This is a genomic window from Methanolobus bombayensis (genome assembly GCF_017873415.1).
Lineage (GTDB): Archaea > Halobacteriota > Methanosarcinia > Methanosarcinales > Methanosarcinaceae > Methanolobus > Methanolobus bombayensis.
In genome coordinates, this window is the sequence record NZ_JAGGKD010000006.1 from 83,087 (window position 1) to 96,000 (window position 12,914).

Annotated in this window: 8 protein-coding genes and 2 pseudogenes; 7 read left to right on the plus strand and 3 right to left on the minus strand. The window is 40.5% G+C overall.

Annotated features, from left to right (window positions below; genetic code table 11):
• Positions 1-785: 785 nt before the first annotated feature.
• From mtbC to J2746_RS08810, 4 genes and pseudogenes are all read left to right on the plus strand, one after another.
• Positions 786-1,430 (plus strand): dimethylamine corrinoid protein MtbC, encoded by a 645-nt coding sequence (gene mtbC, locus J2746_RS08795; protein ID WP_209619780.1) that lies wholly within the window; start codon positions 786-788, stop codon positions 1,428-1,430.
• Between the two features lie 13 nt (positions 1,431-1,443).
• A pseudogene (mtbB, locus tag J2746_RS08800) lies at positions 1,444-2,847 on the plus strand ([dimethylamine--corrinoid protein] Co-methyltransferase).
• A 119-nt stretch (positions 2,848-2,966) separates the two neighbouring features.
• Positions 2,967-4,454, plus strand: coding sequence for an APC family permease (locus tag J2746_RS08805; protein ID WP_209619331.1), 1,488 nt, complete (start codon positions 2,967-2,969; stop codon positions 4,452-4,454).
• Between the two features lie 238 nt (positions 4,455-4,692).
• Positions 4,693-5,508 (plus strand): DUF1638 domain-containing protein, encoded by an 816-nt coding sequence (locus J2746_RS08810; protein WP_209619334.1) that lies wholly within the window; start codon positions 4,693-4,695, stop codon positions 5,506-5,508.
• Positions 5,509-5,529: 21 nt separating this feature from the next.
• Here the strand turns inward: J2746_RS08810 and J2746_RS08815 are convergent, their stop codons facing one another.
• The 3 genes from J2746_RS08815 to J2746_RS08825 form a co-directional block, all read right to left on the minus strand.
• Entirely contained in the window at positions 5,530-6,309 is a 780-nt protein-coding gene (locus J2746_RS08815; RefSeq protein WP_209619339.1) for a helix-turn-helix transcriptional regulator, read from the minus strand.
• Between the two features lie 69 nt (positions 6,310-6,378).
• Positions 6,379-6,771, minus strand: a complete 393-nt coding sequence (locus J2746_RS08820) for a response regulator (protein WP_209619343.1) — start codon at positions 6,769-6,771, stop codon at positions 6,379-6,381.
• Between the two features lie 17 nt (positions 6,772-6,788).
• A complete protein-coding gene (locus J2746_RS08825; RefSeq protein WP_209619345.1) occupies positions 6,789-8,831 on the minus strand; it encodes a histidine kinase dimerization/phosphoacceptor domain -containing protein in 2,043 nt (680 codons plus the stop codon).
• A 299-nt stretch (positions 8,832-9,130) separates the two neighbouring features.
• Here J2746_RS08825 and J2746_RS08830 point away from each other — a divergent pair, with 299 nt between their 5' ends.
• The 3 genes and pseudogenes from J2746_RS08830 (at position 9,131) to J2746_RS08840 (ending at position 12,728) form a co-directional block, all read left to right on the plus strand.
• On the plus strand, positions 9,131-9,787 hold the full coding sequence (locus tag J2746_RS08830) for a methyltransferase cognate corrinoid protein (RefSeq protein ID WP_209619349.1): 657 nt from the start codon (positions 9,131-9,133) through the stop codon (positions 9,785-9,787).
• A 13-nt stretch (positions 9,788-9,800) separates the two neighbouring features.
• Positions 9,801-11,177, plus strand: a pseudogene (locus J2746_RS08835) (monomethylamine:corrinoid methyltransferase).
• A gap of 255 nt (positions 11,178-11,432) precedes the next feature.
• Positions 11,433-12,728 carry a M18 family aminopeptidase gene (locus J2746_RS08840; RefSeq protein WP_209619352.1) on the plus strand — a complete coding sequence of 432 codons (1,296 nt, stop codon included), beginning with the start codon at positions 11,433-11,435 and terminating at the stop codon, positions 12,726-12,728.
• The last annotated feature ends 186 nt before the right edge of the window (positions 12,729-12,914 follow it).

A 12,914-nucleotide genomic window follows, 5' to 3' on the forward strand; every position in this document is an offset into this window, starting at 1 on the left:
CAGCTCCTGGAGTCTAACCTTTTTTCCGATCAATTCCTAGAATCCCAGAAATGTCAGTATCCAGTTGTGGTCCTTGTTGTTGTGTGTCATATTTTTGCTTCCATTGTTTCTGTTTTTGGAATATCTCTGCTGGTCTTGTATCAGATAGAGTAACAAGCATATTTTTGATGTCGACATATATATATATTGTCCATATTTGCTGGTATATGTATTTTTCGTATTGAACGAATTAGAGATGATATATATACTTTTCTATTAATAACTAATCTGAACTTTGGGAAGTGAAAGGGATGTGTTCAGCATCCCTGTCATATAGATATAGACCCCCTGAAACCAGGGTTAAAAATCACTAGGATAGAATGATATATAGCATGATTCCGGGCTATTTTTACAATGATACATGAATTGTCAAAGGGCATGGTAATGTTTAATATCCTGTTGAATCTTCAAAAAACTGAATCTTTAGGATATCCTTGTTTGGTATAAAAATAAAAAAAGGGTCCTAACAAAACTGTCAAAAACTGTTAACATTGGCTATATTTTTTCTATAACATCAATTTTTCATAATTAACAATCTCATTCATGAATTAACATTACAACGCCGTTGTAATAATAAAATCGCACTTAAACATTCATTCAACACTAATAAATTCAGAAGCAATAGGCTCATTCTATTGAGTTTATGATATATACATTTTCTTCTTATGCTTAATTATAACTGATTGCTCTTCAAGTTTCAAACTATCAATGATTAACTTGAGGCAAAAGGTTGAGGAGGTATTTTTATTAGCAACGAAGAAACGTTCAAGGAACTTTCAGATGCCATTGTCTCATGCAAAAAAGACGTTGTTGAGGCAGCTGTAGAAAAAGCAAGAGACGGGGGCATAGCACCTGCAGAGATCATCGAAAAAGGTCTTGCTGCAGGTATGAATGAGGTTGGTATTCTTTTTGAAAGAGGTAAACTCTTCTTGCCACATGTAATGATGGCGGCCGGTGCAATGGAAGCTGGTGTGGCACTTCTTGAAGCAGACCTTCCAAAAGACGCTGCAAGCAAGAAACTCGGTGTCATAGTCAACGGTACAGTTGAAGGAGATGTCCATGATATCGGTAAATCCATAGTTTCAACAATGCTGCAATCTTCCGGTTTTGAAGTTCACGATATTGGAAGAGATGTTCCACTTCAGGATTTCATTGACAAGATCAAGGAAACAAATGCAAACATGGTTGGAATGTCAGCTTTAATGACAACCACATTACCTGGTCAGAAAGAGGTCATTGAGATGCTCAAGGAACAGGGCATGAGGGATGGCATAAAGGTCATGGTAGGCGGTGCTCCTGCAACACAGGCATGGGCCGAGAAGATCGGTGCTGACTGCTATGCAGAGAACGCAAGTGAAGCAGTGTCAAAAGCAAAGGAACTCCTGCTTTAAGTGAGGTATCATTATGACAACAGAATATGCATTGAGAATGGGAGACGGAAAGAGAGTTTTCCTGACAAAAGAACAGATTATGGCTGATCTTGAGGAAGGTAGTGCAGATGCAGCTGATCTTGGAGGAATCCCTGCGCTTAGCGGAGATGAAATTGACAAACTGGCAGAGATATTAATGACACCTTCCAGAATGGTGGGAGTGGAACCAGGTAAGGAAGTCCCTGTAACCCATGATATCGGAACCATCAGAATAGATGGTGACCAGGGTAACAGTGGTGTTGGTATACCATCCAGCAGGCTGATAGGCTCAATGATGCACGAAAGAGCATTCGGTGCGGATACAATGGAACTTGGTCATATAGACTACAGTTTCAAGCCCGTGAAACCTGTCATTGCACAGGAAATGCAGACAATGGAGGTCTGCCAGCAGAATATGATAGTTCCACTTCTTTACGGTGCAATGCCAAATATGGGTCTTTACTACACACCTGATGGTCCTTTTGAGAATCCGGGTGACCTCATGAAAGCTTTCAAGATCAAGGAAGCTCAGGAATCCATGGAACACGCAGCTGACCATCTTACCAGGGATACTGTATGGATCATGCAGAGACTGATGGCATCAGGAGCTGACGGTGTCAACTTTGATACTATCGGTGCTGCCGGTGATGGTGATATGTTTGCATCACTACATGCCATAGAAGCTCTGAGAAAGCAGTTCCCTGATATCTATATCGAGGCAGGTATGGCAGGAGAGCTTTTGCTTGGACTTCATGGTGAAATGGAATATGACGGCACGGTACTTGCAGGTCTGTGGCCACACCAGCAGGCTCCACTTGCAGCAAAGGCCGGTGCAAACGTTTTCGGACCTGTTGTTAACACAAACACCAGCAAGACATCACCATGGAATCTGGGAAGAGCTGTAACCTTCGTAAAAGCAGCTGTTAAGGATTCACCAATTCCCTGTCACGTTAATATGGGAATGGGTGTAGGCGGTATCCCGATGTTCGAGACCCCAACTATTGATGCCGTTTCAAGGGCCAGTAAGGCGATGGTTGAGATTGCTGGCGTGGATGGTATATAGATAGGGGTCGGCGACCCGATGGGTATGCCGATCTCCCACATAATGACCTCCGGAATGAGCGGAATAAGAGCTGCCGGTGACCTTGTTGCCAGGATGCAGCTTTCAAAGAACATGCGCATTGCTGATGCAAAGGACTATGTTGCAAAGAAACTGGGAGTTTCAACCCCTGACCTCAGCGATGAATATGTGATGAGGGAACTGAGAGAAGAACTCGGTATCGGTGTTATAACTTCAGTTGCAGGTGCTCCAAAAGGAATTGCAGCTAAGATGAATATCGAAAAACTTCTGGACATTAAGATCAACTGCTGTGAGAAATTCAGGGATCAGGTTGAGTAAAAAATCACTTTCATAGTGACCTGACCATTGGTGGGTTCCTGAAGTGACAATGACATCTCTGTTTCCTTTTTGGGAAATCAGAGATGTCAGGTAATATTTAAATTAGGGGTGATTAAGAAATGGAAGAAAAAGGAGAAGGAATAGACTGGCATCATGCAGAACAATGTTCCAAAGTTGTATGTGAGACCGGTGAGGAGAGTGGACTTGAGCGTTCCATCGACTGGAAACAGGGTCTTGCGATTGCTGTGGGTGTACCTTTGTTGATCCTGCCGTCAATTGGATACTTTGCAGGCTGGCTGTGGTCGGCTGCTATAATTGTATGGGGTCTTTCCGTATTCCAGGGATTCATGCAGAATCTGGCATATGGTGAACTAGCAACAACTTTCCCGAAGGCATCCGGGCTACCTGGATTCGCACAGAATGTTTTCAAAACGCGTGATTATAAGGGAAAATATGACAAAAGTAAGCTTATAGGTGGATTCAGTGCATGGAGTTACTGGTTTGCCTGGAATCCGGTACTTGCTATCTTTGCAATTCTTGTAGGTTTTTATCTGCATAGCCTGTTCCCTTCGCTTGCAGCTACTTTCAGTGAATATCAGCTTTCACTGGCTGCAGGTATTGTTATATTCGGAGGTCTTATACTTATTAACTACCGCGGTGTATCAAGTGGTGCGCTTGTAGGTTACATACTTGCAGCACTTGCATTTGTACCGTTGATCATAATTGCACTTGCACCATATGTAACAGGTGATTTCGTGCTTGCAAATATCACAAGCAGCTGGCTACCGACAGAATGGGTATGGGATCTGAACAGTATTCTCATATTGCTGGGTATTTTCGCAATGGCACAATGGAGTGCCTGTGCATGGGAAACTGCAGCTATCTATGGACCTGAATACAAGAACCCCGGAAGTGATGTTCCAAAGGCACTTTTCACATGTGGTGCTATCTGTCTTCTGGCATATGTGATTGTACAAACAACAGTTACAGGTGTACTTGGTATTGATGGCATTGCCAATGCACCGATAGATCCTATGCTTCCTGTTGCACAGGCATCTCTTGGTGACATCGGTTCCACAATTGCTATTGTTATGCTCATTGCTGCAATGGTCCTTATCATTCAGACAGCTTACCTTGGTTCTGCAAGGGCAATGCATTCAATGGCTGTTGAAGGAAATCTTCCAAGGGCCTTCGGTAAGGTAAATTCACATGGAACACCAGTACTTGCAATGGTAGTTATAGGTATTTTCAACCTGGCACTCATCTCAATGGGTACCCCGACAGCTATCCTTGCAGCATCAGCTATAGGATATGTCTGTGCAAACGGTATCAGTCTCTTTGCATATGTAAAGGCAAAAGCTGATCCACATCTTGCAGGTCTTGACAGGCCTTTTAAGGCACCAACCGGCTGGAAGAATGTTGCACTCATGTTTGGTCTTTTTAACATTCCTCTCTGTCTGATAGGTATAATCTACCTCAACAGTATCGAAGGCAGCTGGTTCTCCACAGGTGTCGGAATACTTGTATTGGGTCTGTATATACCAATGTGGTATTACTCACAGCATGAGAACCATGTTGCAAAAAGAGCCGAACCGCAAATAACCTGAAATAAAAAATGCTGCAATGAGTATTGAAAGACAATGCTCATTGTAACAATTATTTTTCTTTACCGCATAACCTCCAATTATGCAGGAAACCTTTTATCCGGTAGTTTGTAAGAAAATACTGCCAGCTACCGGAGACTTTTTTGGTTGTGACGATCATTCTATATTGCAGTATAACTCATATGAAGAGTTGTAAGTTTAAATAGAATTTATTGCTTTAAAATTGGAATGGAGTTGAAAAATGCCATTTTTGTATTTGATATCCTGTCGCATGTTCGAAGATGAACTCGTTCATATATTCGAGGAAGAAGATGAAAATACCCGCTTTGTATTAATCGAGAATGAGAATACCGAAGGGATTGAAAAGAAACTGAATGAAGTATCCATTGAATATGAAAAAACATCTATTGAGGATCTGCCTTCAACTGTTGTCCGTAATGTTGAAAATTCCGGGAACTTTGTAGTTATTCTTCATCTTCTTGAGTTTGCGCTGGATGGAGAACCTCAACTTCTTAAAGAGAAAGTCTATAAATCCATCGAAAAGAATGGTGAATTATTTGATGGCATACTCGTCTTTTATGGTCTCTGTGGAAATGTTTTAGGTTCACTGGAAAAGGATTTTGCCTATCTGGAAATTCCGGTGAACATACTAAAGGATGCAAATGGCGAGATAGTAGACGATTGTATCTGTGCGGCCTTTGAGAACAGGGGTGCTTATGTTGAGGCTGTAAAAGGTGAAAAAAGAGGTGAAGGTACATATTTCCTTACACCAATGCAGGCAGCGAACTGGAGGGAGATGCTTGTGCTTGCTAAATTAACCCCGGATCCCAATGATAACGAAATGATAAAACTTGTTTTTGAATACTCAGGCTATAAAAATGTGGCAAAAGTGAATACAGGACTATGTTATGAAAAAGATTTTGATAGAACTGTAGATGAATTTGCCTCTCTTTTTGGTTTTGAAAAACTGTCATTTGCAGGTTCTACAAAAGTAACGGATAGCTCGTATGCTTCTATTAAGAAAAAAATCATTCAAAATGGTCAGGATAACATTTAATGATGTTTATTTCAAATACATTCATTCAATTTTCTCTGCTCTTTCCTTAAAATGGGCGAACAGTTCTTCACTCCATTGGAGTGCTTTGCTGTCAAAGCTCATAAGGATGGTATGGTCATATTGTTCCTGGTTATTAAAGAAACAAAGGAAAAGGAACCTATCTGTAGTAACCAATGTTGCAAGACCTGTCATTTCATCTGAAACGAACAGTTCTGTATTTTCATAATCAATGAACTTTTTCATCTCTTCAGCATAATCTGCCTGCATTCTTTCATGGACCGGATTGGTTGTAACAAGAGATACATGAATTCCCTTTTCTGCAAGGTTGGAATAAATAGCAGGATATTCAGGATGGAAATAAGCATTAAAAGCCATAACGTAATTTGATTTGTGTATGTTTTCTGTGAACTCCTTGGGGAATTCAAACAGGTAATTGAGATCGGGTTCAATAATAACACAGTTTCCCAGTTCACCGAATCTCTTCATTATGAATTCAGGAATACCGTTGAGGTCACGATTCAACCAGTACTTTCTATTCTCTTCAAAGACCTCTACAGCATTCAGAAGAGGTATCATGTTAGCCACCAATACTTTCCCCATATTGGTCAGGATATAGTAATCTCCATTCTGGATAACAAGACCATGTTCCTTTAGTTTCTTGATCTGGGGTATAAGGGCAGTGGAAGTAACGTTGAGACTGGTTTTTATCTCATCACGACTTTTTTCCCCTTCCATCAGAAGTAGTAGAACATTTTTTCTTTTTTCAGAGTTGAGAATTATATCTACTAAAGAAGCTTTCATTCATATCAACTGTTTGATTTTATTATTAATATTATGACTTTACTACATCTATTATCCGATTATGGGCTTCTATTGCAGATCTTTCTCCATTTTATGTCTGTAAAGTGCCATTTCTATATTGCTGTGAAGGTCATCTGCTTTGAAAGGCTTAACAATATATCCGTAAGGTTTTGTTTTCTTTGCTTTTTCAAGGACTTCGTCATCGGAATATGCTGTAAGATAAATAATAGGAATGTCATAATTCTCTCTGATCTTCTCAGCGGTATCAACCCCATCCATGTCCCCTTTAAGCCTTACATCCATTAATACGAGGTCCGGGAAGGTAATATCTGCCATTTTAATAGCTTCTTTCCCGGTTGCAACTATAGCAGGTACAGTATATCCAAAACTCTTTAATTTCTTTTTTATATTGAGACCAATAATACTTTCGTCTTCAACAACTAATATTTTTGTATCGTCCATGAGTTCACCTGAAAATTTCATTGTAAAATTATCTTGAATTTGGTTCCTTTACTTCTATCAAGTTCAATAGTACCATCTATCTGGTCTGTAAGGGTGGTGACTAACTGTAGTCCCAGAGATTCTGTTTCCCGGAAATTGATGTTTTCAGGGAAACCGGCACCATTGTCTCCGACAAGCAATTTCAACTTTCTGTCTTCAAGACTTAGGTTCACATATATTTCCCCTTCTTCACCTGGTTCAAATGCATGTTTGAATGAATTAGAAACAATTTCATTTACTATCATTCCAAGAGGAATAGCCGTATCCATATCAAGGAAAATTTGATCAACATTCATTTTAATTTTAATTTGATCTTTGTTTATCGCATATGAATATAACAGCTCGTTGACAAGCTTCATAAGATAATCAGAAAAATCGATACTTTCCATGTCCTTTGACCTGTAGAGTTCCTCATGGACAAGGGCCATGGATATCACACGATTCTGGCTTTCCTTGAAAGCTTCAACAACTTCTTCACTCTCAAATTTATCAGATTCAAGATCCAGCAGGCTTGAAATTACCTGGAGATTATTTTTTATACGATGGTGTATCTCCTTTTTACGTATCTCTTCTATCTTTTCACGCTCATCTATCATCCTGGACAGTGTTTCTCTTGTTTTTTCAATCCCTTCGGTAAGTATAAGGAAATCACCTTCTCCATAAACCTGTACTTTTCTTGAGAAATCATTCTTTTGTACCGCAGTAAGCACCTGGCTCAAGTCCTTGATTATAGTTTCAAGCATCTCAGCAAAGCTATCTAATGTGTTTGCAAGTTGTTTGAACTCTCCCTTAACATTCAGATGGGATCTTTCACTGAGTTTACCCATAGCAAGTGCATTTGTAAGCCTTATGGTATCACGTATTGGTGTTATAACGGCATCCAGGATCTCATTGAGACCCATTGGTATTTCCTTAAAATCGATCTCAACATCTGTTTCAGCTCTTGAATCAAGTTTTCCTCTGACCGCATCCTTTGATATACTCTTAAAATCACTAACTATTTCCTTAATAGGTCTTGTAAAGGACAGTGCTATCAGATATGAGATACCGGCCATAAAAAATATGGCTACAAAGGATATCTGCAGAAGTTTGTTACTAAGGGTATAAACACCTGCAAGCATCTCATCCTTTGGAATTACCAGAACGAAAGAATAATTACCTGTCCTTATAGGTTCATAGAACATTACTGCTTCTTCGCCAGTGTCCGGGTCAATGATTTCCACATGACCACTTTTCCCTTCTTTTATCTCATCAGCTGCTTTTGATACTTCTTCAATTTCAAGATCATAAAGTGTATTTTCCCCTATCCAGTCCTTGTTGGTTGGATGCGAAACAAAGATACCGGTATTGCCGGTCATAAATGCATAACCTGTATCGAATGCCTTTACTTCACTTATCTCCTCATCAAGGTAATTAAGGGAAACATCCACTCCTCCAATACCGATAAATTCCCCATCCTTCATGATAGGAGTAACATAGCTCACAATGAATACTCCTTCGTAGTAATAAGGCTCAGTTATTACTTCTTTTTCTGTTTTTTTGGGCAACTGGTAGTAATCCAGTATATCATAATTCAAAAGAGGGTGTAGCATGATAGGTCCGTCGATCTTGTTCCAGTAGGGAATGAACCTTCCAGTGGCATCATGTCCCTGGGAATTAACATATAACTCATCATTTCCGTCAAAGGCATTTGGTTCATAAGCTACATAGGTTCCTAGTAAATGAGGATGTTCTACCAGCAGGTTGTAAAGCATTTTGTTTGCTTCATCCCTGCTCATAGAATCGTAGCTACCCATGCTCACAGCTATGGTTTCGGCGATAGCACGATTTGCTTCCATATCACCATTGAAGTCATTGGCATAATTTCTTGCCATTTCTATGGACTGTTTGTAGGCAAGTTCCTCTTCCTGTGTAGTTACAGTGGAAATGGTCATTGCAGTACTTACTGCAAGCACAAGTAAAGTTCCTGCAACTATGTACAGAATAAGTTTAAATTTGAGTGACGTTTCTCCCAATTTCATTTTAGAACCTGGAATATTTCTACGTTAAATTTGTCCGACATTTTTTCAGTTATAATAATAGATAAAATCATTCCAGTTTATAATACACGCAAGTTAAAATTACAACGCTGTTAAAATACTATAATACCATTGCAATCATTAAATTTGCAGTCAATCTTTCTCTGTATTTATCAAATTCACTATCAATAGACATGTTTTACTGAGTTTATGATTTATATCATTTTTCCTATCAGGTACATATATTCTTTATTCTCTCGATTTTTAAAAAAAGTGAGTAAAGATTAATCAGGAGGCTAAATATGTCCAATCAGGAAATGTTAGACAAACTCAGAGACACAATTGTCACTCAGAACATCAATGGCTGTGCTGAAGCCACCCAGGAAGCCCTGGATTCAGGACTCAGTGCAGTTGAGATCATCAACGATGGTCTTTCACCAGGAATGAAGATCATCGGAGACAAATTCGAGGCAGCAGAGGTCTATCTCCCACAGATCATGATGTCTGCCAAGGCAATGAATGCAGCAATGGAAATTCTTGTACCTGTACTTGCAGAAGAAAAAGGAGCAGACGACGAAGGTGTGGGTCTTGCTGTCACTTACGTGCAGGAAGGAGATATTCACGATATCGGCCACCGACTCGTAACAACCATGCTTGAAGCAAACGGCTTCAGGATCGTTGACATGGGCGTAGATGTACCAAATGACAATATCGTTGAAGAAATTGAAAAACACAAGGGTAAGAAGGTATTGCTCGTAGGTTCAGCACTTATGACAACATCAATGCTCGGTCAGAAAGACACCGTAGAAATGCTTGCAGAAGAAGGTCTTAGAGACTCTGTCAAGATCATGTTCGGTGGAGCACCAGTATCCGATGCATGGATTGCAGAGATCGGAGCAGATGCAACAGCAGAGAATGCAGCAGATGCAGCAAGAGTTGCACTCAGTCTTATGCAATAAGGAGGCATACAAAATGACATTTTCAAGATCATTAGATGTTTACGAGTTCTATGAGAGAGCAAAGAAGGGAGAGAAGACAACTCAGGATGACTGGGATCTCATGACCATTCCAATGAAGGCAATGGAACTCAAACAGAAGTACGGCCTTGATTTCAAGGGTGAATTCGTCCCAACAGACAAGGATATGATGCAGAAACTTTTCAATGCAGGTTTTGAGATGCTCCTTGACTGCGGTATTTTCTGTACCGATACAAGTCGTGTGGTAAAATATACTGAAGATGAGATCTGGGACGCTATCAATAACGTCCAGAAAGAATTTGTTCTGGGAACAGGCAGGGATTCTGTAAGGGTCCAGAAGAGAAGTGTTGGCGACAAGAGAAAGCCAATAGTTCAGGGTGGCCCAACAGGTTCACCAATTTCCGAAGATGTATTTATGCCTGTTCATATGAGCTATGCTCTTGAGAAGGAAGTCGACACAATTGTCAACGGTGTCATGATGACAGTCCGTGGTAAGCCACCAATTCCAAAGAGTCCGTACGAGGTCCTTGCAGCAAAGACCGAAACAAGGCTCATCAAGAATGCATGTGCCATGGCTGGCAGGCCTGGAATGGGCATATAGGGACCAGAGACTTCCCTGTCTGCTCAGGGAAATATCTCTGCTGACTGTGCCGGTGGCATGGTCTGCAGTGACAGCCATGAAGTTTCACAACTGAATGAGCTTAAGATCGACCTTGATGCACTGAGTGTGATTGCACACTACAACGCAAACAGTGACATCATTATGGATGAACAGATGCCTATTTTTGGTGGATATGCCGGTGGCATAGAAGAAACCACAATAGTCAACATCGCAACCCACATCAACGCTTTTGTAATGAGCAATGCAAGCTGGCACCTTGACGGTCCGGTTCACATCCGCTGGGGATCAACCAATACAAGAGAAACTCTCATGATAGCCGGCTGGGCATGTGCAACCATCTCAGAATTCACTGACATGCTTTCCGGTAACCAGTATTACCCATGTGCAGGTCCATGTACCGAGATGTGTCTTCTTGAAGCAGCTGCGCAGTCCATCACTGATACAGCATCCGGACGCGAGATCCTCTCCGGTGTAGCATCCGCAAAGGGTGTTGTACAGGATAAGACAACCGGTATGGAAGCGAGGATGATGGGAGAAGCAGCAAGGGCAACAGCAGGAATGGACATCGAGGATGTCAACAAGGTTCTTGATACTCTTGTAAGTTCCTACGAGGGCAACTATGCAGATGCACCACAGGGCAAGACCTTCCAGGAATGTTATAACATTACAACCGTAACACCAACTGACGAGTATGTCAAGGTCTACGACGGTGCGCGCAAGAAGCTCGAAGAGTTCGGACTTACATTTTAAGATGAATGAATCACTGTGATAACGTAGTTTATCACTTCCCAAAAAGCCAGCGATCTTTTCTCGCTGGCACTTTTTTTTATTTAAGTGCTGCTGCTAAAAATTTATAAGAGCACTCATCGTCCTCATCCATCTGATAAATTGAACCTCATTTCCCGAAGACTTTTTTCTAAGGTTACATCATTAAGTATCCTGAAAATCTATTATTTACTATTGTATAACTATAGAAATAAAATATCTTGTTATAATGTGGTAAGTATGGACAATTTAAAGGATTATATCAGTGATTTTTTTAAGTTTATAAAAAAGGCAACAACACCTGTTCAGACTGTAGATACTCTAATAGAACGTCTTAATTCTGAAGGCTTTTCAAAACTGGATCTGAATGAGCCGTGGAACTTTTCAGCAGCAGGGAAATACTATCTTTCACCCTATCCTTCCATGTTGGTAGTTTTTACCGTGGGAAGCAATGAATCACTCAAAAAAGGAATGAGGATCATTGCTGCTCACACGGATAATCCTGCGTTCAGAATAAAACCAAATCCGGAAGTGAGCAGTGAAGGGATGCTGACACTTAATGTGGAACGTTACGGTGGTCCTATTTTCAATACATGGTTCGATCGTCCTTTATCCGTAGCAGGAAGAATAGCTGTGAAGTCTGATGAGGTGCTGCAACCTAAAGTGATTCACCTGGATTTCCAGAGGCCGATACTTACAATTCCGAACCTGGCCATCCATATGAACCGTGATGCTAATAAAGATGCTGAAATCAAGGTTCAGAAAGAAATGCAGCCTCTTTTGACTCAGCTTATTGAAGATGAGGTCAGGGAAAACTATCTTCTGGATCTTGTTGCAGCAGAAGTTGGTGTTAATAGTGAGGATATACTAGACATGGATCTGAATGTTTATTGCTGTGAAGAAGGCATGCTGGTTGGCTCAAAAGAAGAGTTCATCTCCTGCCCGAGAATTGATGACCTGTCCATGGTGTATGCTGCTGCGGAAGCTCTGGTAGCCTTAGAGCATAAGGATGGGATAAACATAGCTGCATTCATGGACAATGAAGAGATCGGTTCCATGACAAAACAGGGTGCTGATTCTGTATTGTTGAGCAGGATCTTAGAAAAGGTCCATGCAGGAACAGAGCAACAGTCCGAAGGTCAGATAAAAGACTATTTTGTTATTTCGGCAGATGGTGCTCATGCCTTGCATCCGAATTATGCTGAAAAGAATGATATAACTAACAAGCCTGTGATGAACAAAGGCGTGACCATTAAGATCAGTGGCAGCCGTTCTTATGCATCAGAAGTTGAGACTATTGCAGCTTTTCAGCAATTATGTGATAAAGCCGGTGTGAACTATCAAAAATTTGTGAATCATTCAGACCAGCCGGGTGGAACAACATTGGGTCCTTTGCTTAGTAAGTACATGCCTGTTCATGTTGTGGATGTAGGAGTGCCTATGCTTGCAATGCATTCAACCAGAGAATTGATGGGCAAACAGGATTTTCTGGATTCTATTACGATATTCAGGACATTCTTCCAGTTAGAGGGATAATACAAAATTTGGCTCTGTAGAAAAACTGTTGGTATTGGTTTGATAGTTTTTCTATAGAACTACAATTACAGAAGAATTACAAGTCTGTCTGTTATCAGTGTAGTGCGTATTTATCTACTTTTCATATTTGCGCAATTAATAATATGTTTATTGCATAATGGTAAAATAGATAATGTTAAATAGATA

What these genes read in the sequence shown, in the direction of transcription:
- J2746_RS08840 (WP_209619352.1), top strand. Translation starts at nt 11,433, where the DNA reads ATGGACAATTTAAAGGATTATATCAGTGATTTTTTTAAGTTTATAAAA.
- J2746_RS08825 (WP_209619345.1), bottom strand. Translation starts at nt 8,831, where the DNA reads ATGAAATTGGGAGAAACGTCACTCAAATTTAAACTTATTCTGTACATA.
- J2746_RS08815 (WP_209619339.1), bottom strand. Translation starts at nt 6,309, where the DNA reads ATGAAAGCTTCTTTAGTAGATATAATTCTCAACTCTGAAAAAAGAAAA.
- J2746_RS08810 (WP_209619334.1), top strand. Translation starts at nt 4,693, where the DNA reads ATGCCATTTTTGTATTTGATATCCTGTCGCATGTTCGAAGATGAACTC.
- J2746_RS08820 (WP_209619343.1), bottom strand. Translation starts at nt 6,771, where the DNA reads ATGGACGATACAAAAATATTAGTTGTTGAAGACGAAAGTATTATTGGT.
- J2746_RS08805 (WP_209619331.1), top strand. Translation starts at nt 2,967, where the DNA reads ATGGAAGAAAAAGGAGAAGGAATAGACTGGCATCATGCAGAACAATGT.
- J2746_RS08830 (WP_209619349.1), top strand. Translation starts at nt 9,131, where the DNA reads ATGTCCAATCAGGAAATGTTAGACAAACTCAGAGACACAATTGTCACT.